Genomic DNA, 26,144 nt, shown 5'->3' with positions numbered 1-26,144 from the left:
GCGTTGCTCTCTTATCGTCCGGCGGCGTAACCCTGCATGCCCCGTGGATTGGCCGCGGCGCGGCGGCGGCGGCCCACGCGGGAGGCCGCGGTGAGGCGGCCCTCCGACCAGTCGGGGCCGACTTCGACCACATGGCCGCGGCGGCGCAGCTCCTCGACGGTCGCCTTGGGCACGCGGCCCTCGACCACGAGCACGCCGGGGCGCGCGGTGCGCGGCCAGAACGAGATCGGGAAATGCTCGGAGTGCCACGCCGGCGCGTCGATCGACTCTTGCAGGTTCATGCCGGCATGGACGTGGCGCAGGAAGAACTGCGTGTTCCACTGGTCCTGCTGGTCGCCGCCGGGCGAACCCCAGGCCACATAAGGCTCGCCGTCGCGCAGCGCCATGGTCGGCGATAGCGTCGTGCGCGGCCGCTTGCCCGGCACCAGCGCGGCCGGATGATCCTCCTCGAGCCAGAACATCTGCGCGCGCGTCCCCAGGCAGAAGCCGAGCTCGGGGATGACCGGCGATGATTGCAGCCAGCCGCCGGAGGGCGTCGCCGAGATCATGTTGCCTCGGGAATCGATGATGTCGAAATGCACGGTGTCGCCGCGCACCTCGCCGAAGCGGCCGACGGTCGGCTCGCCCGAGCCCATTGCGCCGACGGCCTCGCGGCGGCCTTGGGCCTCGCGCAGCTTTACCTTGGCGCCGTAGCCGTCGAGCGTGCCGGGACGCAGCTCGAGCGAGGCCTTTTCGGTGATCAGCTTGCGGCGCTCGTCGTTGTAGGCATCCGACAGCAGCGTCTCGATCGGGATGTCGGCGAAAGCAGGATCGCCGTAGAAGGCCTCGCGATCGGCGAAGGCGAGCTTCGCGGCTTCGATCTGCCAATGAATGAAATCGGGGCCGGTCGGATCGAGGCCGTCGAGCACAAAGCCCTTGAGCAGCGCGAGCTGCTGGAGCAGCACCGGGCCTTGGCTCCAGACGCCGGCCTTGCACACGGTGTAGCGGCCGTACTGATAGGTCAGCGGTGCCTCGATGGTCGGCTGCCAGCGCGCCATGTCGTCGGCTGTCAGCACGCCCTTGTGGCGCGAACCCGAGACGTCCATCACTTCCTGCGTCCGGCAAAAACGGTCGATAGCCTCGGCGACGAAGCCCTGCGACCAGGCCTTGCGCGCGCGCTCGATCTGCGCGTCGCGATCAGCACCCGCGCTTTCGCCTTCACTCAGGAGGCGTGCGTAGGTTTCCGCGAGCTGTGGATTGGTGAACAGCGTGCCCGGCCTCGGCACCTCGCCATTGGGCAGATAGAGCGCGGCCGAGGTCGACCAATGCGTCTTGAACAGCTGCTCCACGGTCTGGATCGTCGCCGAGATGCGCTCGACAAGCGGATAGCCGTCGCGCGCGTAGGAAATCGCCGGCTCCAGCACGTCGCGCAGCCGCATCGTGCCGTAGTCGCGCAGCAGCAGCATCCAGGACTCGAACGTGCCGGGCACGCAGGCCGCGAGCAGGCCGGTGCCGGGCACCATGTCGAGGCCTTCGTTCTTGTAGTGCGCGATGGTGGCGCCTGATGGCGCCGGGCCCTGGCCGCAGATCACCTCGGTGCGCCCGCGCCTGACGTCGTGCAGGATGATCGGCACGTCGCCGCCAGGACCGTTCAAATGCGGCTCCACCACCTGCAGGGTGAAGGCCGCCGCGACGCCGGCGTCGAAGGCGTTGCCGCCGCGCTCCAGCATCGCCATGCCCACCGCGGTGGCGAGCCAGTGCGTGGAGGTGACGACGCCGAAGGTACCGTCGATCTCGGGGCGGGTCGTGAAGGGATCGGGGTTGATGAAGCTCATGTGACTTTCATTCTGATGATCGGTCCGTCCGCACCACGACTCGTTGCCTCATGCAGGAACGGCCGCGCTCGCCGGCTGGTTCACCGCATGGCAGGCCACGCCGCCGATGAGTTCGGGCGACTGCTGCCGACAGAGATCGAATGCAAGGGGACAGCGTGGGTTGAAGGTGCAGCCCGAGGGCGGATTGATCGGGTTCGGGATCTCGCCTTTGACCGGAATGCGCTGGCGGCCGGACATCGACAGGTCCGGCACTGCGCCGAGCAGCATCTTGGTGTAGGGCATGCGCGGGTCGCTGAACAGCGTGCGGCCATCGGCGATCTCGACGATGCGGCCGAGATACATCACGCCGATGCGGCTCGCCATGTGGCGGACGACTGCGAGATTGTGGCTGATGAACAGATAGGTCAGGCCGAACTTGTCCTGCAAATCGCGCATCAGATTGAGGATCTGCGCCTGCACGGAGACGTCGAGCGCCGAGGTCGGCTCGTCGCAGACGATGAACTCGGCCTCGGAGGCGAGCGCGCGCGCGATGGCGATGCGCTGACGCTGCCCGCCAGAGAATTCGTGCGGGAATTTCTGGCCGTCGTCGGGATGCAGGCCGACCAGCGTCAGCAACTCGCCGACGCGGTCCTTGATCTGGCGCTCACCCTCGATGATGTCAAAGGCGCGGATCGGCTCGGCGATGATGCTATCGACGCGGAAGCGCGGATTGAGGCTCGCGTAAGGATCCTGGAACACCATCTGGATGCGGCGGCGCAGCTTGCGCCGCACCTGGGCCTGGCGCGCTTCGCTCATCGACACGCCGTCGATGATGACCTCGCCCGACGTCGGCGCCAGCAGCCCGACCACCATGCGCGCGACCGTGGTCTTGCCAGAACCGGATTCGCCGACCAGCGCGAAGGTCTCGCCCTTCCTGATGCCGAAGCTGACGCCGTCGACCGCCTTCAGGAACTCCTGCGGCTGACGCTCGATCACGCGGTTGAGCCAGGGTTTCGAGACGTCGAAGACCCGGCGCAGGTTCTTGACCTCGACGAAATCAGTCATGCCGCGGTCTCCGTCGCGCGATCGTACAGATGACAGGCGACGGCCTGCGTGCCCTGGCGCAGCGGCTCCGGCCGGTCGACGCGGCAGCGGTCGAAGGCGAAGCTGCAGCGCGGATTGAACGAGCAGCCGGGCGGGATCGCGGACAGTCGCGGCATCGAGCCTGGGATCTGCACCAGCCGCTTCTCCTCGCCCGCGAGCGTCGGGATCGCGCCCATCAGCCCCTTGGCGTAGGGGTGCAGCGGGTTATTGATCACCTCCTGCACCGGGCCGATCTCGGCGACGCGGCCGGCATACATCACGGCGACGCGGTCGCAGGTCTCGGCGATCACGCCCATGTCGTGGGTCACCAGCATCACGGCGGTGCCGTGGTCGCGGCCGAGCCGCTTGATCAGCGAGATGATTTGCGCCTGCACGGAGACGTCCAGCGCGGTGGTCGGCTCGTCTGCGATGATCAGCTCCGGCTCGGCGCACAGCGCCAGCGCGATCACGACACGCTGGCGCATGCCGCCGGAGAATTCGTGCGGATAGCCGTCGATGCGCTTCTCGGGCGCCGATATGCCGACCTCGGCGAGCAGGTCGATGGCTCGCTTGCGCGCCTGCTGCTCGGTGAGGTTGGTGTGGGTCCTGATGGTCTCGATGATCTGGTCGCCGACGCGATACAGCGGATTGAGCGAGGTCAGCGGATCCTGGAAGATCATGCCGATGCGCCTGCCGCGCACCTTGCGCATCTCCTCCGGCGGCAGGTTGTCGATCCGCAGGCCGGAGAGCTGGATCTCGCCGCCGGAGATGCGGCCCGGAGGATCGATCAGGCCGATCACGGCGAGGCCGGTGACGGATTTGCCGGCACCGGATTCGCCGACGACGCCGAGCACCTCGCCCTTGGCGATGTCGTAGGAGACGCCGTCGATCGCGCGCAGGGTGCCGCGCCGGGTCGCGAACTCGACCTGCAGGTTGCGCACGGACAGAACGGGGGCGGTCATGAGCTCAAGCCTCGGAAGGACGCATTCACGCGGGTCATCGCAGTTTCGGGTTGAGGGCGTCGCGCAGCCAGTCGCCGAGCAGGTTGATGGCGAGGATCAGTCCGGCCAAAGCGATGCCGGGGAAGGCAACGATCCACCATTCGCCGGCGAACAGATAGTTGTTGCCGATCCGGATCAGGGTCCCGAGCGACGGCATCGTTTCGGGCATGCCGGAGCCGAGGAACGACAAGGTCGCCTCGGTGATGATCGCCAGCGCGAGGTTGATGGTGGCGATCACCAGCACGGGACCGGTGGTGTTGGGCAGCACGTGGCGCAGCATGATGACGGGCGCGGGCAGGCCGATCAGCTGTGCCGCGGCGACGTAGTCCTTGTTCTTCTCGACCAGCACTGAGCTCCGCACCGTGCGCGCATATTGCACCCAGAAGGAGAGGCCGATCGCCAGCACGAGCACGACCAGCATGCTGAGCCAGTCCAGCCGGTTGCCGGACACCGACTTGGCGATGCCGTTGACCAGCAGCGCAATCAGGATCGGCGGAAAGGTGAGCTGGACGTCGGCGATGCGCATGATCACGGTGTCGACCCGGCCGCCGAAATAGCCCGCGATCAGCCCGAGGCCGATGCCGAGCGCGCCGGAAAAGGCGACGCCGAGAATGCCGACCAGGAGCGAGATGCGCAGGCCGTAGAGGATGGCCGAGAGCACGTCGCGGCCCTGCTCGTCGGTGCCGAGCAAGAACGGGCTCTGCCCGTCGGCGGTCCATAGCGGCGAAATCCGCGAGTTCAACAGCTGCAACTGGGCCGGGTCGAACGGGTTCTGCGGCGACAGCAGCGGCGCGAAGATCGCCAGCAGGAAGAACAACAGCGTGATCACGGCCGCGGCGACCGTCAGCTTGGAGCGGCGGAACGAGTAGAACAGGTCGCTCGCAAGCGCACGCTTCAGCCATCCGTCGGCGGCGCGCGGCGTCTCGACGGGCGTGGGGTGGGGAAGGGCTGCGTCGCTCATAATCAGGCCGGACGGCTGATGGTCGCGCGCAGGCGCGGATCGACCACGGTGTAGAGGATATCAACCACGAGATTGATGGTGACGAAGATCAGCGACACCATCATCAGGTAGGCCGCCATGATCGGGATGTCGACATTCTGCACCGCCTGCACGAACAACAGGCCCATGCCCGGCCATTGGAACACCTGCTCGGTGATGATCGAGAACGCGATCACCGAGCCGAACTGCAGGCCGACCACGGTGATCACCGGCACCAGCGTGTTGCGCAGGGCATGGCCGAAATGAATCGCGCGCGTGGTCAGCCCACGGGCACGAGCGAAGCGGATGTAGTCGGTGCGCAGCACCTCGAGCATCTCGGCGCGAACCAGCCGCATGATCAAGGTCATCTGGAACAGGCCGAGCGTGATGGAGGGCATGATCAGCGCCTTCCAGCCGGAGACGGTGAACAGGCCCGATGTCCACCAGCCGAACCTGACGGTGTCGCCGCGGCCGAACGACGGCAGCCAGCCCAGCGTGACCGAGAACAGGTAGATCAGGAGGATGCCGATCAGGAAGGTCGGCAGGGAGATGCCGATCAGCGACAGCATCTGGAACAGCTTGGCGAGCAGGGAGTCGCGGTGCAGCGCCGAGAACACGCCCATCAGGATACCGCAGAACAGCGCCAGGATCGTCGCGCAGACCGCGAGCTCCAGGGTGGCGGGCATGCGCTCCTTGAGCAGATCGGAGACCGGCTGCCGGAACTGATAGGAGACGCCGAACTTGAACTGCGCCGCGTCGAACAGATAGCGACCGAACTGCACGATGAAGGGATCGTCGAGCCCGAGCGACTGGCGGATGCTGGCCCGTTCCGCGGCCGACGCGTCGATCGGCACGATCTGGCTCACCGGGTCTCCGGCGAAGCGGAACATGGCGAACGCGATGATTCCGACGGCGATCATGACGCCGATGGCCTGAATTGCTCGGCGAAGCGCGAAGGCGAGCATCTGATCCTTTCAGGTCCTTCGAGATGCGGCGGCGCGTAGCATCTGCCGCAGGAAATGAAAAGTCCCGAAAAGCAGTTCTGCTTTCCGGGACTTGTCGTTGCGTCTGGACTACTCGGTCTTGGTGGCGAGGAACAGCAGCACGGCGTTGTCGGCGCGCAGCGGAATCTTCACCTTCTTCGAGACGCCCCAGGCCACCGCCTGCTGATGCAGCGGGATGTAGCCGTAATCCTTGATGCCGATCTCGAAGGCCTGCTTGATCAGTTGATTGCGCTTGGCGGTATCGGTCTCGACCAGGACCTTGTCGGTCAGGGCGTCGAACTCCTTGTTGCAGTAATTGCCGAGATTGGCCTCGCCCCGGGTCGGGTCCTTGGCATCGTCACGGCAGCCCATGATGTCGTGCATCACGTTGTGCGCGTCCATCGAGGAGGGCGTCCAGCCGAGCAGGAAGAACGAGGTGTTGTAGCCGCCGGGCTTCAGCACCTTGGCGAAATACTGCGCCTTGGGCTGGGCGTTCAGGTTCACCTTGACCCCGATGCGGGCGAGCATGCCGACCACGGCCTGGCAGATCGCGGCGTCGTTGACGTAGCGGTCGTTCGGGCAATCCATGCCGACCTCGAAGCCGTCGGGATAGCCGGCCTCGGTCAGCAGCTTCTTGGCGGCGTCCGGATCATATTTCGGCCGGGTGAAGTCCTTCGACAGCGCATAGAGCTGCGGAGCGATCATCAGCGCCGACGGGGTCGACAGGCCGCGCATGACGCGGGTCTTGATCAGCTCGACGTCGATCGCCTTGTAGAAGGCCTCGCGGACGCGGATATCCTTGAACGGGTTCTTGCCCTTGACGTTGGAGTACAAGAGCTCGTCGCGCGTCTCGTCCATGCCAAGGAAGATCGTGCGCAGCTCCGGTCCCTTCAGGACCTGGGCATTCGGGCTGGAATCGACGCGGCCGATATCCTGCACCGGGACCGGCTCGATGACGTCGACCTCGCCGGACAGCAGCGCGGCGACGCGCGTGGCGTCGGAGGCGATGGTGGTGAACACGATCTCCTTCAGATTGTGCTCGGGCTTGCCCCACCAGTTCGGATTGACCTTGAACACGGTCTTCACACCGGGCTGATGGCTCTCGATGATGAAGGGGCCGGTGCCGTTCTCATGCAGCGCGGCGTAGCTCGGCGTGGTTGCCGACACCGGCGTCGGCGCGACCGAGTTGTTGTCCTCGCACCACTTCTTGCTCATGATGTACCACGTATCCCATTGCGAGATCAGGATGGGATTGGGGGCATCGAGCTTCACGTCGACTGTGTAGTCGTCGACCTTGATGAATTTTGCGTCCGGCGGAACGTTGGAGAGGAAGTTGGAACCGGTGGCGCGGACGCGATCGGCGGAGAAGATCACGTCGTCGGCCGTGAAGGGTTCGCCATTGTGGAACTTGACGCCCTTGCGCAGATGGAAGCGCCAGCGGGTCGGCTCGGGCGTTTCCCAGCTCTCGGCCAGCGCGGGGATGATCTTCAGATCCTTGTCGCGCGCGGTCAGCCCCTCATAGACGTGAGCATGGTGCGCAATCGTGGTCGATTCCTTGAAGGTGTAGGGATCGAGCGATTTCAGGGTGCCCTGGTTGGCATAGCGCAGGGTCTGGGCCGAAGCTGGCATGACGGCGAGGCCGAATGCGACCGCTGCCGCGATGAGCAGGGATTTGCGTCCCGACATATGTCCAAATTCTCCGCGTTTGACGCTTGGTTTTTCGGCAGGCGCGATTGTGTCCGGCCTGTTTTGCTTCGAAGTTCGTGTTGTCTGCAGCGCCTCTTGCACGAACTTCAAGAAGCAACAAGACGCCGGGCGATATGCTTGCAAGTCTGATGCCGCGCCGGAATGAACTGATCCCGTTGGCTCTGGCCTGGCGGTGCGTCGTGCGACCCGCGGCAGATCGATCCGAATATGTTGCCAGAGTTCAGCGGCGGCACACAAGTGCAGTTTGTTTAAGCCTAAACGATATGGTTATCCCCCCGCCGCCGCTGTGCGGCGCACGCGAGCGGCGGCTTCCGGGATGGGGCTGAGGGCTCGCCGGATTGACCATGTCCCGGGAATTGCGCACCTGCAGCAACGCGCCGCTTGCTAGAGGGGGGCCGGCGCGGTGATACTGGACACCCCCTGCCGCGAGTCCGGGATGGTCTTCCTGGTGAAGGGAGCCCGGCCCGGGGCTCGCGTCGGGATGGTTCGAACAGCGGAGCGGACATGAAAGTCAATATCGAGATCGATTGCACACCGCTCGAAGCGCGGCAGTTTTTCGGACTTCCCGATGTCGGTCCGATGCAGGCTGCGGTCATGGACCGGCTGCAGAACCAGATGACGAGCAACATCGACAAGCTCACGCCCGAAGCCATCATGCAGAGCTGGTTCACGTTCGATCCCCGCTTGGCCGAACGGTTTCAGGACCTGATGCTGACCATGACAGGCCTGGGCGGCAGCCGCTCGAACGACAAGAAGTCGGCCTGACGCGGCCGACGGCCGCACGGATTACGCTTGCGCGGAACTCCGAAGGGACGTGGCGTGACGTCACGGCATGGAGCAGGCTCCATGCCGGAGCCGAAGACCGGTCGAAAAAGACCGGCTGAACACTTCAGGGGAGGACGCATGACCGATCCGTCTTGGATGCCGGCGCTGCAGTTCGCGACGACCAACGGCATCCGCATGGGCTATTACGAGGCGGGCCCCGTCAGCGACCGGCCGCCGATGATCCTCTGCCACGGCTGGCCGGAGCTGGCCTTCTCCTGGCGGCATCAGATCAAGGCGCTGGCCGAGGCCGGCATCCGCGTCATCGCACCCGATCAGCGCGGCTATGGCGCGACCGACCGGCCGGAGCCGGTCGAGGCCTATGACCTCGAGCATCTCACCGCCGACCTCGTCGGCCTGCTCGATCATCTGAAGATCGACAAGGCGATCTTCGTCGGTCACGATTGGGGCGGCTTCGTCGTCTGGCAGATGCCGCTGCGATACCCCGACCGAGTCGCGGGCGTGGTCGGCATCAACACGCCGCATCTGCCGCGCGCGCCGGCCGATCCCATCGCCATCATGCGCAAGCGGTTCGGCGACATGATGTACATCGTGCAGTTCCAGGATCCCGCACGCGAGCCGGACCGCATCTTCGGCAGCCGTGTCGGGGAGACCTTCGATGCCTTCATGCGCAAGCCGCTGCCGCGCAGCGATACGCCGCCGACGGAGCCGCCGGACGGCGGGATCGCAGCCTCGCCATCGCTCAACCTGGCGTTCCCGCAGATGATCGCAGCCTATGACGCCGCCAAGGACACGCGGCAGCCGATCCTGTCGGAGGCGGAGAAGCAGGTGTTCGTCGACACCTTCACGCGCACCGGCTTCACCGGCGGCATCAATTGGTATCGCAACATGACGCGCAACTGGCAGCGCGCCGAAGGGCTAGATCAAACGGTGCGCGTGCCGTCGCTGATGATCATGGCGGAGAACGACGCCGTGCTGCCGCCCTCGGCCGCCGACGGCATGGAGAAGCTGGTGCCGGACCTGGAGAAACATCTCGTCCGCGACAGCGGCCATTGGACGCAGCAGGAGCAGCCCGCGGAGGTCAGCGCCAAGCTGATCGAATGGCGGCGGCGACGGTTCGGTTGAAGAACGGCCGAGGCAGATTGCACGTCCGAGTGAGAGGCTGCGGCCGAGCCAAACAACAACAGATGTCGTCAAGCCTGCCGACGCAGCGCGTCGGCTCTCCTAAGCCGCCTGCGGATTCGCGCCGTGCGCGTGCTCGGCGATTGCGTCGATGATCTGCGGCCACATCGGCCGCGGAGTAGCGTGACCCATGCCGTCGATCATCAGGAGCTTGGCATTCGGAATCGACTCCGCCGTGTCCTTGCCGGCGGTGGGATGGACCAGCGGGTCGACCTTGCCGTGGATCACGAGTGTCGGCGCCGTCACCAGATGCAGCCGCGGCTTGCGGCTGCCGGAGGCCAGGATCGCGCGCAACTGACGTCCGACGCCGGCGGGATTGATGCCGCGCGCGAAGCAGCGTTCGGCGAGTGCCACGTCATTTACCTCGTCCTCGGGAAATGAGCCGACGCGCAGCGCCTTCCAGGTCTTCTGGAAGCGCTTGATGTAGTCGTCCTTGGTCTTCGGCGGCGGCGCCATCAGCAGCATCGCGACCTCGCGCGTCGGCGGCGGGATGCGCGGATTGCCGGTCGTCGACATGATCGACGTCAGCGAGCGCACGCGATGCGGAAAGGAGATCGCGATCTCCTGCGCGATCATGCCGCCCATCGACGCGCCGACCAGATGCGCCGACTTGATGTCGAGCGCGTCCATCAGGCCGACCGTGTCCTTGGCCATGTCGAGCAGCTTGTAGGGCGCGGAGACGGGAATGTTGAAGAAGCGCAGCTTGATCAGCTCGAACGGGGTCAGCCGGCGGCCGCCATGCAGCTTGCTCGATTGGCCGATGTCGCGGTTGTCGAAGCGGATCACGCGGAAGCCGCGGCTTGCGAGCTGTTCGCAGAACTCGTCGTACCAGATGATCATCTGGCCGCCGAGGCCCATGATCAGCACGAGGGGAGGGGCCGCCGGGTCGCCGAAGATCTCGTAGCAGATGTCGATACCGTTGGCGCGCACAGTCTGCGGCGGCTGATGAGCAGTTGCAGTCACTTGATCCCTCGTTCAAGGCCTTGGAACCCTCTATGGCATGGTTCTGTTGGTCGAGAGAAGCAAGCTACAAGTTCTCCCGCACCGCAGCGAAGGCGTGCTATGATAAGTTGTGTTTGAGTCTTGTATTGGTCTGAAGGAGCGTGCCGATGGCGAACAAAGCTGGCGACCCGATCGCATTCTGGCAGCAGATGGTCGGAGAGATGCAGAAGAGCTTCAGCGCCTTCACGCGGCTGCGCCCGATGGGTGCGACGCCCCGTCCATCCTCCGATGGTCCCGCAACTGGTTCAGGAAACGGACAGAAGCCCATGGTTGATCTGATGGAAAACTACTTCGCCGGCATGAACGTGCCGAGCCGTGGTCAGCTCACCGCCTTGAATGAGCGGCTCGCCTCCATCGAGGGCGAACTGGCGGAGACACGGGTGTTGTTGAAGGAGCTGCTGGCTTCCGCGCAGGTGCCCGCGACGACGCCCGCCGATCTCGCTCCGCAGTTGAATGAGATCAAGAGCGTGCTGGATTCGCTTCTCTCCGCGTCCAAGGCGCCGGCGCCAGTCGTGGCGCCGCCGCGCGACGTCACGCCGGACTTGAAGGCGATCAAGGACTTGCTCAACGAGCTTCTTGCCGCGACCAAGGCTCCGCAACCGGCGGCAAAACCCGCCGTCGACGTCACGCCCCAGTTGAGCGAGATCAAAGCATTGCTCGACCGGACGCTGAACGCCGCCAAAGCACCCGATCCGTCACCGACAGTCGCGATCGAGGCAGAGCTGCGCGAGATCCGGGCCATGCTCGACACGTTGATGAAGCCGTCTCAGCCCGTCGACGCCGCGCCCAAGGCTGATGAGGCGGCTCCAAAGCCGGCCGAGCCGGCCCGGCCGGGGAAGAACCGCAACAAAAAGCACGGCGGCGCCCCTGCCGAGCACTGAGGCTCACCCGAACGTTCCGACGTGCGGCGGGTCGCTCAGCGGTTGCCAGTCCTTTCCTCCCATCCAGGATGGTGCGTTGCAACATTTATGTTGCGTCGCACCATCCAGAATGATATAGCTGAGTCACTCCGGTTTCATAAGGGACGGAGCGAGCCATAGCTCAGAAGCATTGAGGATGGAGACAGCCATGACCACCGAGACCAATACCGTGTTCGACACCGTCAAGGACGCCTTTGCACCGGTGACCGACGCGTTCAAGAATCTGCAGACGATGGAAGTGCCGGAGTCCGCGCGGGAGTTCGTCAAGAAGACCGCGTCGACCGCCAAGGAGCGCGCTGCGGAGGCCCTCGCTGGCTCCGAGAAGGTGACGTCGGCGATCGAGACCGCCGTGTTCGACGGCGTGACCGAGGCCGGCAAGATCAGCCGGAACATTCAGCAGGCGCTGTATCAGGACACCGAGGCCTTCTTCGACGGCATCGACCGGCTGGCGTCCGCCAAGTCGATCAGCGAAGCCGTTCAGATCCAGGGTGAGCTGGCCCGTGCCCGTGGCGAGGCGCTCGTCGCCCGCGCCAAGTCGACCAGCGAGTATGTCGGCAAGCTCGTCACCGAGGGTGCAAAGCTCGCCCAGGAGAACATGGCCAAGGCCTACAACAAGACCGCCTGATCGCCTCGCGCATCAGCCGATCGACCTGCAAGGCCCGCATCGTGCGGGCCTTTTCTTTTGTGACCAGGCGAAACCGGATAAAGCGGAGACATGGCGCAGCCTCTGTCCCGCATCGTCAATCAACTGAAGAGCGAGCCGTCGCGCACGGGCTCGCTGATCATCACCGTGTTCGGCGACGCCATTGTGCCGCGGGGCGGCAGCGTCTGGCTCGGCAGCTTGCTCGCCTTCTTCGAAGGGCTCGCCATCGACGGCAGCGTGGTGCGCACGGCGATGTCGCGGCTGACGGCGGAAGGCTGGTTCGAGCGCAGCAGAATGGGCCGCAACAGTTTCTATCGCCTGACCCGGCGCGGCGAGCAGACCTTCGCCGGCGCCACCCGCCACATCTACGATTCGCCGCCGGCGGAATGGAACGGCAGCTTCGAACTGCTGCTCATCGGCAGCGCCGAGGATCGCGAGCAGGCGCGGACTGCGCTGCGCGATGCGGGCTTCGGCAGCCCGCTGCCCGGTGTGTTCGTGGCCCCCTCGAGCATCGCCGTCCCTGACGCAGTGGAGGGGGCCATCCGCCTGCAGGCGTCCGCCGGCTCCGACATGGCGCGACGGCTGGTCGCCGAGAGCTGGGCGCTGGAGCGGACGGCGGAGGCGTACCGCAAGTTCAGCGCCTCCTTTGCGCCGCTCAAGGACAGCATCGCGCGCGGCGAGGTGTTGTCCGACGGGCAGGCCTTCACCGCCCGGATCCTGCTGATCCACCACTATCGGCGCATCGTGCTGCGCGATCCGCTGCTGCCGGCCGAGCTGCTGCCGGGGAATTGGCCTGGACGGCAGGCCCGGGCGCTGTGCGGCGAGATTTATCGGTTGCTGCTGCCGGGTTCCGAGCGCTGGCTCGACGCGCATGCGACAAATGAGGAGGGGCCTCTGCCGGCGGCCGGAGCGGCGCTGCTGCGGCGTTTCGCCGTTGAGAATGAGGGCCGTTGATATATTACAGAATTCGATTGCACGGATGAAATCTCGTTATATATTGGCGTCAACCAAGTCCTGGGAGGACGCCGCCGCATGTACACGCAGGCGCTCAATTCGCCCGAGGAGGGCAGCTTCGCCGAGGACGCTGGACGCGCCTCGCGCTTTCAGGCGCGCATCGATGCCGAAGAGCGCATCGAGCCGAACGATTGGATGCCGGCGGCCTATCGCAAGACGCTGGTCCGGCAGATCTCGCAACACGCCCATTCCGAAATCGTCGGCATGCTGCCCGAGGGCAACTGGATCACGCGCGCGCCGAGCCTGCGCCGCAAGGCGGCGTTGCTCGCCAAGGTCCAGGACGAGTGCGGCCACGGGCTGTATCTCTACGCCGCCGCCGAGACGCTCGGCGCCTCGCGCGAGGAGCTGGTCGATGCGATGCTCGCCGGCAAGGCCAAGTACTCCTCGATCTTCAACTACCCGACCCTGACCTGGGCAGACATCGGTGTGATCGGCTGGCTGGTCGACGGCGCCGCGATCATGAACCAGATTCCGTTGTGCCGCTGTTCCTATGGTCCCTATGCGCGTGCGATGATCCGCGTCTGCAAGGAGGAATCGTTCCATCAGCGGCAGGGCTACGAGATCATGCTCACGCTCTGCCGCGGCACGCCCGAGCAGAAGGCGATGGCGCAGGACGCGCTGAACCGCTGGTGGTGGCCGGTGCTGATGATGTTCGGCCCGCCCGACCAGGCCAGCCAGCACAGCGACACCTCGACCAAGTGGAAGATCAAGCGCTTCTCGAACGACGAGCTACGCCAGAAGTTCATCGATGCCACCGTGCCGCAGGCGCAGTATCTCGGGCTCACCATTCCCGATCCCGAGATGACGCAGGACGAGCAGGGCCATTGGGTGCACGGCCCGATCGACTGGAACGAGTTCAAGCAGGTGCTGGCCGGCAACGGCCCGTGCAACCGCGATCGCATGGCCGCGCGCCGCAAGGCGCATGCCGAGGGCGCCTGGGTGCGCGAGGCCGCGACCGCCTACGCCGAGAAGCGCGCGCGGCGCCGGATGGCACAGGCTGCCGAATAGGACAGGGAGATCGAAATGGCGACGCCGAACACGCCGTTGTGGGAAGTCTTCATCCGCAGCCGCAACGGGCTTGCGCACAAGCATTGCGGCTCGCTGCACGCGCCGGATGCGACCATGGCATTGCAGGCGGCGCGCGATCTCTACACCCGCCGCGGCGAGGGCCTGTCGATCTGGGTGGTGCCGTCGAGCGCGATCACCGCGTCCGATCCTGCCGACAAGGGCATGATGTTCGAGCCGGCGGAGTCGAAGATCTATCGGCATCCGACGTTCTACGAGGTGCCCGAGGAAGTCGGGCATATGTAAGTGCGGACGGCCGTCAGCCGTCGTTATTGCGAGCGCAGCGAAGCAATCCAGACTGCCGGCTCGGATGAATTCCTGGATTGCTGTGCTCGCAATGGCTGAGTTCGTGGCGGGCCTGATCGGATCACAACCATGACCGCTCCCTCGATCACCGTCTGCGAAACGCCGCTGGTGCTCTACACCTTGCGCCGCGCCGATGATGCGCTGATCCTCGGCCATCGCCTCTCCGAATGGTGCGGCCATGCGCCTGTTCTCGAAGAGGACATGGCGCTCTCCAACATGGCGCTCGACCTGATTGGCCAGGCGCGCGAGCTCTATGGCTACGCCGCCAAGGTGGAGGGTCACGACAATGACGAGGACAAGCTCGCCTATCTTCGTGATGTCAGGCAGTACCGCAACCTGCTGCTGGTCGAGCGTCCCAATGGCGACTTCGCGTACACGATGGTGCGGCAGCTGTTCTACGCGGCCTTCGCCGATCTGTATTGGCGCGGCATGATGGACTCGACCGATGCGACGCTGGCGGCGATCGCGGCCAAGTCGGAGAAGGAATGCGCCTATCATTTGCGCCACGCCAGCGAATGGGTGATCCGGCTCGGTGACGGCACCGACGAAAGCCACGCCCGCGCGCAAGCCGCGATCGATGACCTCTGGGCCTATACCGGCGAGATGTTCAGCGTCGACGAGAGTGAGCGCGGTCTGATCGACGCGGGTATCGCGATCGATCCGACGCAACTGCTGCCGGAATGGCTGTCGATCGTCTCGCATGTCGCGCGCGAGGCGACCCTGGTGCTGCCGGAGAACGAGTGGATGCAGCAGGGCGGCCGCGACGGCCGCCACAGCGAGCATCTCGGCCATCTCCTCTGCGAGCTGCAATACATGCAGCGCAGCTTCCCCGGTGCGACATGGTAGTTCCGGATTTCAGCCCCGCCGAGCTGCGCCAGCGCGCCTGGGACGCCGCGGCATCGGTGGCCGATCCGGAAATCCCGGTGCTGACGATCGACGATCTCGGCGTGCTGCGCGAGGTCGAGGTGGTCGGTGACCGCGTCGACGTCGCGATCACGCCGACCTATTCGGGCTGTCCGGCGATGAACATGATCGCGCTGGAGATCGAGCTGGCGCTCGAGCGCGCCGGCTTCCGTGAGACCCACGTTCGCACAGTGCTGTCGCCGGCCTGGACCACGGACTGGATGAGCGAGGCGGGGCGGCGCAAGCTGCGGGAGTACGGCATCGCGCCGCCGCAGCCGTCGAGCGGGCGCCGCGCTCTGTTCGGCGTGGCCGAGGTCGCGTGTCCGCAATGCGGATCCGTCGACACCGAGCAACTCGCCGAGTTCGGCTCGACCTCGTGCAAGGCGCTGTGGCGCTGCAGATCGTGCCGCGAGCCGTTCGATTATTTCAAGTGTCACTGATGCAGCAGCCGTCATCGCGAGCGCAGCGACTTGTCCGCCGAAGCCCGAAGGGCGTAGGCGGAAGCGATCCAGAGTCCCGCGCGCGGTCCTGGATTGCTTCGTCGCTTCGCTCCTCGCAATGACGGGAGGATGAACCCGATGTCGACCACGCCACGCTTCCACCGTCTCGCTATCCGTGACCTGCGCCGCGAGGCGCCCGATGCCGTGTCGCTGACCTTTGCCATTCCGAACGAGCTGGCGGCGGACTATCAGTTCGCGCCGGGGCAATATCTCACGTTGAAGACCACGCTCGGCGGCGAGGAGGTGCGGCGCTCCTATTCGATCTGCTCCGGCCCCGATGATCACGAGATCCGCATCGCGGTGAAGCGCGTCGATGGAGGCGCGTTCTCCAGCTTCGTCACTGACGAACTGAAGCGCGGCGACGAGATCGACGTGATGACGCCAACTGGACGTTTTGGCGTGGCATTGCAGCCGGAGGCCGCGCGCACCCACGTCGGCTTCGCGGCGGGCTCCGGAATCACGCCGATCCTCTCGATCGTGAAAGCCGTGCTGGCGCGGGAGCCGCACAGCCGCTTCTTCCTGTTCTACGGCAGCCGCACCACCGCAGGCATGCTGTTCCGCGAACACCTCGAGGAGCTGAAGGATCGCTTCCTCGACCGCTTCTCGCTGTTCCACGTCATCTCCGGCGAGGAGCAGGATCTGCCGATCCTGCACGGCCGGCTCGACGGCGAGAAGGTGCGCGTGCTGCTGCGCTCGCTGGTGCCGGCCGAGAGCGTCGATCACGTCTTCATCTGCGGTCCCACCGGGATGAGCGAGGATATCGAGGCCGCCTGCCGCGCGCTCGGGATCTCCGACGACCGCGTCCATGTCGAGCGCTTCGTCTCCGGCGCCGGCGGCAAGCCGCGGCCCAAGATGGTCGTTCCGGACTCGGCGCCGCCGAAGGCCATCGCCGCCCTGATCATCGACGGCAAGCGCCGCGAGGTTCCGGTCGCCGACGGCGAAGCCATCCTCGACGCCGCGCTGCGTGCCGGTGTCGACTTGCCCTTCGCCTGCAAGGGCGGCATGTGCTCCACCTGCCGCGCCAAGCTGGTCGAGGGCAAGGCCGAGATGGAGCTGAACTACTCGCTCGAGCCTTGGGAGCTGAAAGCGGGGTTCGTGCTGACGTGCCAGGCCAGGCCGGTGACGGAGCGGGTGGTGGTGGACTACGATCATATGTGAGGAACTACGCTCGCCGTCATTGCGAGGAGCGAAGCGACCAAGCAATCCAGAATCTTCGCGCTGCCCTGGATTGCTTCGCTTCGCTCGCAAGGACGAGCTGCGACCATTTGCCGAACCTCACACTCGCGACACCAACAATTATCCTATCGGCCGCTTGTCCTTGATCCGTTTCGCCTTGCCGGCCGAGCGCTCCAGCGTGTCGGGCGGGACGACTTTCACCTTTGCCGTGAGGCCGATGGTGTTCTTGATGTGGATGGAGATGCGCTCGGCGTGCGCGCCGAGGCCGGTCTCGTCCCAATGCTCGGGGCGCGACTCCGCGTAGATGGTCAGCTCGTCCATGCGGCCCTCGCGCGTCAGCTCCAGCATGAAATGGCCGCCGCACCATTCGGTCGACAGCAGGATCTCCTCGATCTGTGACGGGAACAGGTTGACGCCGCGCAGGATGATCATGTCATCGGAGCGACCCGTGACCTTCTCCATCCGTCGCATTCCCGGCCGCGCGGTGCCCGGCAGCAGCCGCGTCAGATCGCGGGTGCGATAGCGGATGACGGGAAAGGCCTCCTTGGTCAACGAGGTGAACACCAGTTCGCCCATCTCGCCGTCGGGCAGCACCTTGCCGGTGTCGGGATCGACGATCTCCGGATAGAAATGATCCTCCCAGATGTGCAGCCCGTCCTTGGTCTCCAGGCATTCCTGCGCCACACCAGGGCCGATCACCTCGGACAGGCCGTAGATGTCGGTGGCGTCCATCGCGAACGCATCCTCGATCTCGGCGCGCATCGCATTGGTCCACGGCTCGGCGCCGAAGATGCCGATCCTGAGCGAGCTCTGCCGCGGATCGAGGCCCTGACGCTTGAACTCGTCGAGGATTGCCAGCATGTAGCTTGGCGTCACGGTGATGATGTCAGGGCGGAAATCATTGATCAGCTGCACCTGCCGCTCGGTCATGCCGCCGGAGATGGGCACCACCGTGCAGCCGAGCTGCTCGGCGCCGTAATGGACGCCGAGGCCGCCGGTGAACAGGCCATAGCCATACGCGTTGTGGATGATCATGCCGCTCCGGCCGCCGGCGGCGCGGATCGAGCGGGCCATCACGGCCGACCAGGTCGCGATGTCGTTCCTGGTATAGCCGACCACGATCGGCTTGCCGGTCGTGCCCGAGGAGGCGTGCACCCTTACCAGTTGCTCGCGCGGCACGGCGAACATGTTGAACGGGTAATTGTCGCGCAGGTCGGTCTTCACCGTGAACGGAAACTTGGCGAGGTCGGCGAGCTCGCGGAAGTCGGAGGGATGCACCCCCGCCTTGTCGAAGGCGCGGCGGTAATGGGCGACGTTGTCATAGGCGTGCTTCAGCGACCAGGCGAGCCGGCTCGTCTGCAGCGCCATGATCTCGTCGCGCGAGGCTCGCTCGGCTGCGTCCATCTCGGGAACGTAGCTGCCGGTCGATTGAAGCTTGGTCGATGTCATGGTCAGGTCCTCCGGCAGGGGCGCGGGGCGATAGGGAAGCGGATCAGCTCGCGGCGGCCGGGACCAGCGTGCCGCCGATGCTGCGGGAATGGCCGCGGAATTCGGCGATCACCGTGTCGCCTGCCGTAACGCGGACATCATAGATGCCTGAGCGCCCGCTGCGGGATACCTCGTGCGCGCGAGCAAGCAGAACGTCGCCGAGCTTGCCGGGGCGGATGAAGCTGATGCTGCCCTGTGCGGCCACGGTGCGGTCGTTGTGCGAGTTGCAGGCGAATGCGAAGGCGGAATCGGCCAGCGTGAAGATGAAGCCGCCATGGGCGATGCCATGGCCGTTGACCATGTGCGGCTGCACCGTCATCTGCAGCGTGGCGCGTCCGGGGCCGATCTCGACGATCTGCATGCCGAGCCCCTGGCTGGCGCGATCATCCTGCCACATCGCGTCGGCGCAGGCGCGGGCGAGAGCGTCGGGGGAAAGTGTCGCCACGCCGCTCACCGTGCGGCCTCCATGCATGCGCAATGCGTCGGCCACCCCTGAGGATGCGCTTCTGAAATCACGGCGTTCTCTCCCGTCGATGCTTGTTGGAACAAGCATTCTCATCTAGTTAGGTGCGACATCGTGGCAAATATTCTGCGCGCGTCAAGCGAAAGCGCTGCCTGCGCAACGCGCGTGTTGTCTGCAACCGGAAGGATTCCCGAACGTGCCCGAAGCCGCCAATCTGGCCATGATGGCCGGTCTCGTGATCGGCCTGGTCTATGGCGTGGTGGGGCTGCTCAGCGGCTTCTGCATGATGAGCAGCCTGCGCGGCTGGTGGGCCGACGGCGACCGCCGGCTGGTGCGAACTTACGCCCTGGCGATGGGCATCGCCATCATCGCCACACAGCTGCTCGCGGCCAACGGCGCCGTCGATCTCGGCAAGTCGATCTATCTGCAGCCGACGTTCTCGGTGCCACTGATGCTCTTGGGCGGTGTTCTGTTCGGCTACGGCATGGTGCTCGCCAACGGTTGCGGTTCGCGCGCGCTGGTGCTGCTCGGCCGCGGCAATCTGCGCTCCTTCGTCGTCGTGACCGTGCTCGCGATCGCGGCGGAGATGACGTTGAAGGGCCTGATCGCGCCGCTGCGCATCGCGCTGATGCAGGGCTCGCAGACCACGGCGACCGCGACGTCGCTGCCGGCTGTGCTGTCGGTCGGTGGCCTGCATGGTGCAGCGGCGCGGCTGCTGCCGGCCCTCGGGCTCGGCGGCGCGCTGATCGTCTTCGCCCTTGCGCATGCGCCATTCCGGCGCGCGCCCGGCCAGATGCTCGCCGGCCTCGTCGTCGGCCTGCTGATCGCGGCCGGCTGGTTCGCGACCGGCACTCTCGGCGCGGACGATTTCAACCCCGTGCCGGTCGCGTCCCTGACCTTCGTCGCGCCGATCGCCGATGCCCTGCAATACATCATGCTGTCGACCGGCTCGACCGCCAATTTCGGCATCGCCACCGTGGCCGGGGTGCTCGCCGGCAGCCTCGTCACCGCGGTGGCGACGCGGCGCTTCAAGCTCGAAGGCTTCCACTCTCCGCATCACATGCTGCGCTCGGTTGGCGGCGCCGCGCTGATGGGCATCGGCGGCGTGATGGCGCTGGGCTGCTCGGTCGGGCAGGGCCTGACAGGGCTGTCGACCCTGGCGCTGCCGTCCTTCGTCGCCGTCGCGGGAATCTTCATCGGCACGGCGGCCGGCCTGCGCGGAGCTTTGCGCGTCAGGCCGCTGAAGAGCGAGCCGCAGGCCGCGCGTTAGTCTCATTGTGTCACGACCACCGTCGTTCCGGGGCAATCGTCGATGCGAAGTCGCGAAGCGGCTGCGCGTCGGCGATTGAACCCGGAATCTCGACATTGCCGGAAATGGACGCAAGACAATCTCGGGATTCCGAGTTCAAGGCCTCACGGCCTTGCCCCGGAATGCGGTGGTTGTGACTCAGTCGAATGAGCTCACTCCGTCGCGCGCGTGACGATACGGATCTCCGACGTCAGCGTCCGGTGCACCGGGCATTTGTCGGCGATCTCCATCAGCTTCCTGCGCTGCTCCTGATCGAGCGCGCCGTCCAGGTGGATCTCGCGGTCGAGCTGATCGATCAGCCCGACCTTGGTCTCGCACTCCGCGCAGTCCTCCGCATGGATCTTGCTGTGGCGCAAGGTGACCGTGATGCGGTCGAGCGGCAGGAATTTGCGGTCGGCATAGAGCCGCATCGTCATCGAGGTGCAGGCGCCGAGCGCCGCGAGCAGGAGGTCGTAGGGGCCCGGGCCGGTGTCCTGGCCGCCGACCGAGAGCGGCTCGTCGGCGGTGAGATGATGCGGGCCGAGCGCGATGGCCTGCTGCAGCTTGCTCGACCGGGTCTCGCGCACGACCACGTCGCGCGGACCATCCGCGGGCGCCGGCTCGGCGGCCGCCGGCGCGACGTAACGGCCGGCCCAGCTCGCGATCACCTCGGCGATGTAGGCTGCGTCCTCCTTCCTGCTGATGAGATGATCAGCGTGATCGAGCGAGATGAAGCTCTTCGGATGCCTGGCGGCGACGAAGATCTTCGTCGCGTTGTCGATGCCGACGGTGTCGTCGACAGGCGAGTGCATCACCAGCAGCGCCTTGTGCAGATGTTTGACCCTGTCGAGCAGGCGCTGCTCGACGACGTCGTCGAGGAAGGTGCTGCTGATCCGGAACGGACGGCCCGCGAGCGAGACCTCGGCCGAGCCGTCGCGGCGGATCGCCTCGAGGCTGTCCTTGAATAGCGCGGTGACGTGGCCCGGGTCCGAGGGCGCCGCGATCGTCACCACGGCTTTCGCATCGGGAATGTCGCCGGCGGCGGCCAGCACGGCAGCTCCGCCGAGGCTGTGGCCGATCAGGATCGCCGGCGCCTGTCGGGTCTCGCGCAGATGATTGGCGGCGCGGACGAGGTCGGCGACGTTGGAGGAGAACGTCGTATTGGCGAAGTCGCCTTCGCTGGAGCCCAGGCCGGTGAAGTCGAACCGCAGCACGGCGATGCCATGCGCCGTCAGCGCCATGGCGATGCGCCGCGCCGCATGCGTGTCCTTGCCGCAGGAGAAGCAATGCGCGAACAGCGCATAGGCCCGCGGCGCGCCATCAGGCAGATCGAGCGCCGCGGAGAGCTTGTCGTCGCCTGCGCCTTCAAACTGGAAACGTTCGGTCGGCATGATGTGGTCCCCCTCGTTTTGCCCGCTTGCGGCGGCTGCTCATGGGTTTACTCCGCCATGCCCAGCCTTGTCCCGGGCATCCACGTCGTTCCCAGCATGCCGAACGACGTGGATGGCCGGGACAGGTCCGGCCATGACGACGTGGAGAGAGACGATCGAACGAACTGCGACCGTCAAATGCGATAGCCTTGCGGGGCGGGGGAGGCCTCCCTCGCGCGCCGCGACGTAGCAATCATCACTCCCGCGGAGGCAGCAGCTCGATCTCCTGCTCGCCGCGGCGGATCGCTGTCGGCAGGTCCTGGGCGACGAGATTGGAAATCCATTGGATCAGCGTGGGAAGGCCTTCCTCCTTCGCGCGCCGGCGAAGCGGGGGCAGGTCGCGTTCGTGCGCGGTGCCGACCTTGATGTTGAGACGCTCATAAGGAATGTCGCCGTCCGGCGGCCGATATCGCGCATCGAACAGGCGCCTGCCGTGGCTGCGAACGAGGTGGATGCGAATGCCGCCGAGATCTCTTGCGGTCAGTGCGGCGAGGATGACGCTCGGCTTGAGAAGGTACCCATAGCCTTTGGGGATCTTGCCGGTTTCTGAAGTGAACTCCATGCTGCATCTCTGGCATGTTCGGATATCGCGGTGACCGCGCTTCGGGTCGGAAGCGATAGCATGCAGTCCATAGGGTGGGCAAAGCGAAGCGTGCCCACCATTCTTTTCCCATTCAGCTTTATTCAGAACAGGCGAGGGTTGGCACGACGCTGCACGTCTTTGCCCGCCCTACGGTCCTGTCGGCCCGTCAGTCCGAATAGCGCTGCTCGGCCCAGGGATCGCCGCGGTTGTGATAGCCGCGCACCTCCCAATAGCCGGGCTTGTCGGAGTCGAGAAACTCGATCGCCTTCAGCCATTTCGCGCTCTTCCAGAAATACAGATGCGGCACGACGACGCGCACGGGGCCGCCATGCTCTCCAGTCAACGGCGCGCCGGACCAGCTATGCGCGAGCAACGCATCCTCGGTCGCGAAGTCTTCGAGCGTCAGGTTCGTCGTGTAGCCGTCATAGGAATGCAGCACGACGAATTCAGCGCTGTCACGCGGCCGGCAGGCGGCGAGCAGGTCACGTGTGGCGAGCCCTTCCCATTGATTGTCGTAGCGCGACCAGGTCGTGACGCAGTGGATGTCGGAGACGAACTGGCGCTGCTCCTGGGCGAGGAAGGCGCGCATGTCCCAGAACAGCGGGTTCTCGACGGCGCCATAGACATCGAGTCGCCAGCGCTCTGATGTGACCGACGGTGTCAGGCCGAGGTCGAGCACCGGCCAGTCGCGGGTCAGATGCTGCCCCGGCGGCAGGCGCTGGTCCTCCGGCCTGATGATGCGGCCGGTCAGGAATTTGCCCTCGCGCGCCCAGCGTTCCTTGCTGCGGGTCAGCTTGCTCTCGGGCGGCAGGCTGGACTCGTCGGCCATCTCGACACCTCGTCAATTCGTGCGGGCTTTTTCGTGCGGGCTCATTCGTGCCGGTGCATCGCAGACGCATGCTTGGTGTCGCGCATGGTCGCATAGATCAGCAGCGACAGGAAGATCACGCCGGTGAGATAATAATAGAACCACGTCTCGTGCCCTATACTCTTGAAGTAGAGGGCGATCGCCGGCGCGGTGCCGCCGAACAGCGATACGGTGATTGCATAGGGCAGGCCGACACCGAGCGCGCGGACATTGGTCGGAAACAGCTCGGCCTTCACCACCGCATTGATCGAGGTGTAGCCCGCCGTGAAGATCCAGGCGCCGCAGATCAGCAGGAAAGCTGTGAACGGCTCCTTGGTGCCCTTCAGTACCGTCAGGATCGGGATCGTCGACAAGGTGCCGGCGACGCCGAAGAAGATCAGCAGCGGCTTGCGACCGATGCGGTCGGAGATCGCGCCATACAGCGGCTGCAGCACGCAGGCGAACAGCAGCGAGCCGAAGATCACCATCGTGGTCTGGTCCTCGGTGAGGCCGACCGAGAGCTTCACGAAGGTCTGCATGTAGGTGGTGAAGGTGTAGAACGCGGCGGTGCCGCCCGCGGTCAGGCCGACCACCAGCAGCAGCTCCCGCGGATATTTGAACAGGGCGGTGATCGAGCCGGAAGGGCCTACGGTCTTCTTGGCCTCCACGAAGGCTTCGGTCTCGTGCAGGTTCCGCCGCATCACCGCGACGAAGATTGCGAGGCCGGCACCGATCGCGAACGGAATGCGCCAGCCCCAGGCTCTCAATTCTTCCGGGGTCAGGAACACCTTCTGCAACAGCAAAAGCACGATGATCGCGGTGAGCTGCCCGCCGATCAGGGTGACATATTGGAAGCTCGAATAGAAGCCGCGATGCTTGGCGTCGGCGACCTCGGAGAGATAGGTGGCGCTGGCGCCATATTCGCCGCCGAGGCTGAGGCCTTCGATCACGCGGGCGAGCGCCAGGATGATCGGCGCGGCGATGCCGATGGTGGCATAGGTCGGTGTCACCGCGATGATCAGCGAGCCGAAGCACATGCAGAGCACCGAGACGGTCAGCGACAGCCGCCGGCCATGGTGATCGGCGAGATAGCCGAACAGCCAGCCGCCGAGCGGGCGCATCAGGAACGTCGCGGCGAACACGACAGCGGCGTTGAGCTGCTCGACCACCGGGTCCTTCGACGGAAAGAAGGCCGGCGCGAAGTACAGCGCGAACGCCGTATAGGCATAGAAATCGTACCACTCGACCAGGTTGCCGGCCGAGCCGATCAGGATCGCCTTGATGCGCCGCTCGACGTCGGTGAATGTGGTAGTGTCCGCGGCAGGCAGCAGCGCCTCGTCTGTCATATGCGGTCTCCGGCAAGCATGATTTGCGGGCCTTCTACGGCAGCCGCCCGGATTGCCAACAGCCGATAACGGACATGGGTCCCATGTTCAGAGCATGGAACTCGGCGGATGGCGGCCTTGAAGAAAAGCCCCGTTCGTCGGCCATCGCGCCACGAAAGCAAGTCCCGATCCTCATGGCGAGGAGCGCCGCAAGGCGCCTCTCGAACCATGAGGCCGCCGACCAAACTAGCCCTTCGGCGCGCGCGGATCGATCGGGGTCGAGCTGGCCACGCCAAGAACATCTTCCAGCAACTTGGCGCCGGCGAGCAGCTTGGCGTCGGCGCGCGGCGCCGCGATCATTTGCAGGCCGATCGGCAGGCCCGTTTCCGTGAAGCCGCAGGGCAGCGACAGGGCTGGGCAGCAGGCCAGCGTGATCGCATAGACGATGCCGAGCCATTGCACGTAGTTGTCGAACTTCTGCCCGGCGCATTCGGCGACGTAGCGGTTCTCGATCGGGAAGGGGGGCACGATGGTCGCCGGCGCCAGCAGCAGATCATACGTCTCGAAGAGCTTCACCGCGCGCGCGGTGATCGCGACGCGCTGCGCCTCGGCGCGCGCGATCTGCGCGACCGTGAGCTTCAGCCCTTCCTCGATGTTCCAGATCACCTCGGGCTTGAGCAGGTCGCGCTTGGTGCGCAGCAGCTCCGCCTTGCTCATCGCGAAGTCGAGCGCGCGCAGCACGTGGAAGCATTCATGCGCCTCGCTGAAATCGGGATGCGCCTCCTCGACGATCACGCCGAGCTCGGCGAAGCGCTGCGCCGCCTTGCGGGTGACGGCAGCGACTTCGGGATCGACGGGCGTGATGCCGAGATCGGGCGAGTAGGCGACGCGGACCGGCTTCTGGCCGGAGCGCGCGGCGGCCAGGAACGACGTCGCAGGCGAGGGCAGCGAGATCGGATCCGCGGCGTGCTCGCCGCTCATCGCGTCCAAGAGCAGCGCGAGGTCCGCGACGTTGCGGGCCATCGGGCCCTGGATGGCGAGATTGCGGTCGATGGCCACCGCCGGCGTATGCGCGACGCGGCCGAAGCTCGGGCGCAGGCCGACGATGCCGCAGAAGCTCGCGGGGTTGCGCAGCGAGCCGCCCATGTCCGAGCCGTGTGCCAACCAGGCCATGCCGGTGGCGAGCGCCACCGCGGCGCCGCCGGAGGAGCCGGCCGCCGAGCGGGACGTGTCCCAGGGATTGCGCGTCGCGCCGAACACCTCGTTGAAGGTGTTGGCGCCGGCGCCGAACTCCGGCGTGTTCGACTTGGCGTAGATCACGCCGCCATTGGCTTCGAGATGCTCGACCATGAGATCGGAGCGTTCCGGAATTCGGTCCTTGAAGATCGGCGAGCCCTGGGTGGTGAGCACGCCGGCGACGTCGGTGAGATCCTTGATCGGCAGGGGCAGCCCGGCCAGCACGCCGCGCTCGGCAGCCGGCTTCTGCATCAGCGCCTTGGCGTGATCGCGCGCGCGATCGAAGCACAGCGTCGGCAGCGCATTGACCTTGCCGTCGACGGCTGCGATGCGCGCTTCCAGCGCGTCGAGGCAATCCAGCGGCGTGACCTCGCCGGACTTCAACTTGTCGACGACGGCGCAGGCGCTCTCGCGGATCAATCCCTGGTCGGCCAAAGCTTAGTT

General features: G+C 65.8%; 25 protein-coding genes. 11 read left to right on the top strand and 14 right to left on the bottom strand.

The genetic code is table 11. The annotated features are described in order from the left end of the window. Positions 1–11: 11 nt before the first annotated feature. The 6 genes from QX048_RS16190 to QX048_RS16165 all read right to left on the bottom strand — a co-directional run bounded on the left by QX048_RS16190 (position 12) and on the right by QX048_RS16165 (position 7,525). A complete protein-coding gene (locus QX048_RS16190) occupies positions 12–1,814 on the bottom strand; it encodes a gamma-glutamyltransferase family protein (RefSeq protein ID WP_315826391.1) in 1,803 nt (600 codons plus the stop codon). Positions 1,815–1,862: 48 nt separating this feature from the next. After that, positions 1,863–2,858, bottom strand: a complete 996-nt coding sequence (locus QX048_RS16185) for an oligopeptide/dipeptide ABC transporter ATP-binding protein (RefSeq protein WP_315715758.1) — start codon at positions 2,856–2,858, stop codon at positions 1,863–1,865. Next, positions 2,855–3,838, bottom strand: coding sequence for an ABC transporter ATP-binding protein (locus QX048_RS16180; protein ID WP_315826390.1), 984 nt, complete (start codon positions 3,836–3,838; stop codon positions 2,855–2,857). The genes QX048_RS16185 and QX048_RS16180 overlap by 4 nt, the downstream gene beginning before the upstream one ends. Positions 3,839–3,872: 34 nt before the next feature. Then, positions 3,873–4,838: an ABC transporter permease gene (locus QX048_RS16175; protein ID WP_315715760.1), complete on the bottom strand. Its 966-nt coding sequence runs from the start codon at positions 4,836–4,838 to the stop codon at positions 3,873–3,875. A 2-nt stretch (positions 4,839–4,840) separates the two neighbouring features. Beyond that, the gene (locus QX048_RS16170; protein WP_315715761.1) at positions 4,841–5,821 is read right to left on the bottom strand and encodes an ABC transporter permease; all 981 of its coding nucleotides are present in this window, start codon (positions 5,819–5,821) and stop codon (positions 4,841–4,843) included. A gap of 108 nt (positions 5,822–5,929) precedes the next feature. Next, positions 5,930–7,525, bottom strand: a complete 1,596-nt coding sequence (locus QX048_RS16165; protein ID WP_315754699.1) for an ABC transporter substrate-binding protein — start codon at positions 7,523–7,525, stop codon at positions 5,930–5,932. Between the two features lie 525 nt (positions 7,526–8,050). Between QX048_RS16165 and QX048_RS16160 the strand changes: the two genes are divergently transcribed. Together QX048_RS16160 and QX048_RS16155 are read left to right on the top strand one after the other, a co-directional pair. Next, a complete protein-coding gene (locus QX048_RS16160) occupies positions 8,051–8,311 on the top strand; it encodes a DUF6489 family protein (protein ID WP_315715763.1) in 261 nt (86 codons plus the stop codon). A gap of 138 nt (positions 8,312–8,449) precedes the next feature. Further along, a complete protein-coding gene (locus QX048_RS16155; RefSeq protein ID WP_315715764.1) occupies positions 8,450–9,454 on the top strand; it encodes an alpha/beta hydrolase in 1,005 nt (334 codons plus the stop codon). A gap of 99 nt (positions 9,455–9,553) precedes the next feature. On the opposite strand, the gene QX048_RS16150 is transcribed toward QX048_RS16155, so the two are convergent. Next, entirely contained in the window at positions 9,554–10,474 is a 921-nt protein-coding gene (locus QX048_RS16150; RefSeq protein ID WP_315826389.1) for an alpha/beta hydrolase, read from the bottom strand. Between the two features lie 146 nt (positions 10,475–10,620). Between QX048_RS16150 and QX048_RS16145 the strand changes: the two genes are divergently transcribed. From QX048_RS16145 to paaE, 8 genes are all read left to right on the top strand, one after another. Continuing rightward, entirely contained in the window at positions 10,621–11,394 is a 774-nt protein-coding gene (locus QX048_RS16145) for a hypothetical protein (protein WP_315826485.1), read from the top strand. A 187-nt stretch (positions 11,395–11,581) separates the two neighbouring features. After that, on the top strand, positions 11,582–12,058 hold the full coding sequence (locus QX048_RS16140; protein ID WP_315715766.1) for a phasin: 477 nt from the start codon (positions 11,582–11,584) through the stop codon (positions 12,056–12,058). Between the two features lie 90 nt (positions 12,059–12,148). After that, positions 12,149–13,030 (top strand): phenylacetic acid degradation operon negative regulatory protein PaaX, encoded by an 882-nt coding sequence (gene paaX, locus QX048_RS16135; protein WP_315826388.1) that lies wholly within the window; start codon positions 12,149–12,151, stop codon positions 13,028–13,030. 78 nt (positions 13,031–13,108) lie between these two features. Continuing rightward, a complete protein-coding gene (gene paaA, locus QX048_RS16130; protein ID WP_315715768.1) occupies positions 13,109–14,098 on the top strand; it encodes a 1,2-phenylacetyl-CoA epoxidase subunit PaaA in 990 nt (329 codons plus the stop codon). 15 nt (positions 14,099–14,113) lie between these two features. Beyond that, a complete protein-coding gene (paaB, locus tag QX048_RS16125; protein WP_009025702.1) occupies positions 14,114–14,401 on the top strand; it encodes a 1,2-phenylacetyl-CoA epoxidase subunit PaaB in 288 nt (95 codons plus the stop codon). Between the two features lie 129 nt (positions 14,402–14,530). Next, positions 14,531–15,307 carry a 1,2-phenylacetyl-CoA epoxidase subunit PaaC gene (paaC, locus tag QX048_RS16120; protein ID WP_315826387.1) on the top strand — a complete coding sequence of 259 codons (777 nt, stop codon included), beginning with the start codon at positions 14,531–14,533 and terminating at the stop codon, positions 15,305–15,307. Further along, positions 15,301–15,804: a 1,2-phenylacetyl-CoA epoxidase subunit PaaD gene (gene paaD / locus QX048_RS16115; protein WP_315754688.1), complete on the top strand. Its 504-nt coding sequence runs from the start codon at positions 15,301–15,303 to the stop codon at positions 15,802–15,804. Before paaC ends, paaD begins: the two co-directional genes overlap by 7 nt. Positions 15,805–15,942: 138 nt before the next feature. Continuing rightward, positions 15,943–17,022, top strand: a complete 1,080-nt coding sequence (gene paaE, locus QX048_RS16110; RefSeq protein WP_315826386.1) for a 1,2-phenylacetyl-CoA epoxidase subunit PaaE — start codon at positions 15,943–15,945, stop codon at positions 17,020–17,022. Positions 17,023–17,160: 138 nt separating this feature from the next. On the opposite strand, the gene paaK is transcribed toward paaE, so the two are convergent. Beyond that, complete coding sequence (gene paaK / locus QX048_RS16105; protein ID WP_315826385.1) at positions 17,161–18,489, bottom strand: phenylacetate--CoA ligase PaaK; 1,329 nt, start codon at positions 18,487–18,489, stop codon at positions 17,161–17,163. Between the two features lie 43 nt (positions 18,490–18,532). Further along, a complete protein-coding gene (paaI, locus tag QX048_RS16100) occupies positions 18,533–19,000 on the bottom strand; it encodes a hydroxyphenylacetyl-CoA thioesterase PaaI (RefSeq protein ID WP_409999232.1) in 468 nt (155 codons plus the stop codon). 214 nt (positions 19,001–19,214) lie between these two features. Here paaI and QX048_RS16095 point away from each other — a divergent pair, with 214 nt between their 5' ends. Next, positions 19,215–20,261, top strand: coding sequence for a YeeE/YedE family protein (locus QX048_RS16095; RefSeq protein ID WP_315715828.1), 1,047 nt, complete (start codon positions 19,215–19,217; stop codon positions 20,259–20,261). A 191-nt stretch (positions 20,262–20,452) separates the two neighbouring features. On the opposite strand, the gene QX048_RS16090 is transcribed toward QX048_RS16095, so the two are convergent. The 5 genes from QX048_RS16090 to QX048_RS16070 form a co-directional block, all read right to left on the bottom strand. Beyond that, positions 20,453–21,670, bottom strand: coding sequence for a bifunctional alpha/beta hydrolase/OsmC family protein (locus QX048_RS16090; RefSeq protein ID WP_315826383.1), 1,218 nt, complete (start codon positions 21,668–21,670; stop codon positions 20,453–20,455). 235 nt (positions 21,671–21,905) lie between these two features. Then, positions 21,906–22,271: a hypothetical protein gene (locus QX048_RS16085; protein WP_315826382.1), complete on the bottom strand. Its 366-nt coding sequence runs from the start codon at positions 22,269–22,271 to the stop codon at positions 21,906–21,908. 187 nt (positions 22,272–22,458) lie between these two features. Beyond that, positions 22,459–23,121 carry a sulfite oxidase-like oxidoreductase gene (locus tag QX048_RS16080; RefSeq protein WP_315826381.1) on the bottom strand — a complete coding sequence of 221 codons (663 nt, stop codon included), beginning with the start codon at positions 23,119–23,121 and terminating at the stop codon, positions 22,459–22,461. A 41-nt stretch (positions 23,122–23,162) separates the two neighbouring features. Then, a complete protein-coding gene (locus QX048_RS16075; protein WP_315826380.1) occupies positions 23,163–24,485 on the bottom strand; it encodes an MFS transporter in 1,323 nt (440 codons plus the stop codon). Between the two features lie 225 nt (positions 24,486–24,710). Continuing rightward, complete coding sequence (locus QX048_RS16070; RefSeq protein WP_315826379.1) at positions 24,711–26,135, bottom strand: amidase; 1,425 nt, start codon at positions 26,133–26,135, stop codon at positions 24,711–24,713. Between the last annotated feature and the right edge of the window lie 9 nt (positions 26,136–26,144).

The organism is Bradyrhizobium sp. SZCCHNS30572, assembly GCF_032484415.1.
Lineage (GTDB): Bacteria > Pseudomonadota > Alphaproteobacteria > Rhizobiales > Xanthobacteraceae > Bradyrhizobium.
This window is presented reverse-complemented; position numbering and strand designations above follow the sequence as displayed.

Coding starts and splice junctions, on each gene's coding strand:
- QX048_RS16145 (WP_315826485.1), top strand. CDS start 10,621: ATGGCGAACAAAGCTGGCGACCCGATCGCATTCTGGCAGCAGATGGTC.
- paaK (WP_315826385.1), bottom strand. CDS start 18,489: ATGACATCGACCAAGCTTCAATCGACCGGCAGCTACGTTCCCGAGATG.
- QX048_RS16160 (WP_315715763.1), top strand. CDS start 8,051: ATGAAAGTCAATATCGAGATCGATTGCACACCGCTCGAAGCGCGGCAG.
- QX048_RS16090 (WP_315826383.1), bottom strand. CDS start 21,670: ATGCCGACCGAACGTTTCCAGTTTGAAGGCGCAGGCGACGACAAGCTC.
- QX048_RS16185 (WP_315715758.1), bottom strand. CDS start 2,858: ATGACTGATTTCGTCGAGGTCAAGAACCTGCGCCGGGTCTTCGACGTC.
- QX048_RS16080 (WP_315826381.1), bottom strand. CDS start 23,121: ATGGCCGACGAGTCCAGCCTGCCGCCCGAGAGCAAGCTGACCCGCAGC.
- QX048_RS16095 (WP_315715828.1), top strand. CDS start 19,215: ATGGCCGGTCTCGTGATCGGCCTGGTCTATGGCGTGGTGGGGCTGCTC.
- QX048_RS16140 (WP_315715766.1), top strand. CDS start 11,582: ATGACCACCGAGACCAATACCGTGTTCGACACCGTCAAGGACGCCTTT.
- QX048_RS16155 (WP_315715764.1), top strand. CDS start 8,450: ATGACCGATCCGTCTTGGATGCCGGCGCTGCAGTTCGCGACGACCAAC.
- QX048_RS16190 (WP_315826391.1), bottom strand. CDS start 1,814: ATGAGCTTCATCAACCCCGATCCCTTCACGACCCGCCCCGAGATCGAC.
- paaD (WP_315754688.1), top strand. CDS start 15,301: ATGGTAGTTCCGGATTTCAGCCCCGCCGAGCTGCGCCAGCGCGCCTGG.
- QX048_RS16180 (WP_315826390.1), bottom strand. CDS start 3,838: ATGACCGCCCCCGTTCTGTCCGTGCGCAACCTGCAGGTCGAGTTCGCG.
- QX048_RS16075 (WP_315826380.1), bottom strand. CDS start 24,485: ATGACAGACGAGGCGCTGCTGCCTGCCGCGGACACTACCACATTCACC.
- QX048_RS16085 (WP_315826382.1), bottom strand. CDS start 22,271: ATGGAGTTCACTTCAGAAACCGGCAAGATCCCCAAAGGCTATGGGTAC.
- QX048_RS16170 (WP_315715761.1), bottom strand. CDS start 5,821: ATGCTCGCCTTCGCGCTTCGCCGAGCAATTCAGGCCATCGGCGTCATG.
- QX048_RS16175 (WP_315715760.1), bottom strand. CDS start 4,838: ATGAGCGACGCAGCCCTTCCCCACCCCACGCCCGTCGAGACGCCGCGC.
- paaC (WP_315826387.1), top strand. CDS start 14,531: ATGACCGCTCCCTCGATCACCGTCTGCGAAACGCCGCTGGTGCTCTAC.
- paaA (WP_315715768.1), top strand. CDS start 13,109: ATGTACACGCAGGCGCTCAATTCGCCCGAGGAGGGCAGCTTCGCCGAG.
- paaI (WP_409999232.1), bottom strand. CDS start 19,000: ATGCATGGAGGCCGCACGGTGAGCGGCGTGGCGACACTTTCCCCCGAC.
- paaB (WP_009025702.1), top strand. CDS start 14,114: ATGGCGACGCCGAACACGCCGTTGTGGGAAGTCTTCATCCGCAGCCGC.
- QX048_RS16165 (WP_315754699.1), bottom strand. CDS start 7,525: ATGTCGGGACGCAAATCCCTGCTCATCGCGGCAGCGGTCGCATTCGGC.
- paaX (WP_315826388.1), top strand. CDS start 12,149: ATGGCGCAGCCTCTGTCCCGCATCGTCAATCAACTGAAGAGCGAGCCG.
- paaE (WP_315826386.1), top strand. CDS start 15,943: ATGTCGACCACGCCACGCTTCCACCGTCTCGCTATCCGTGACCTGCGC.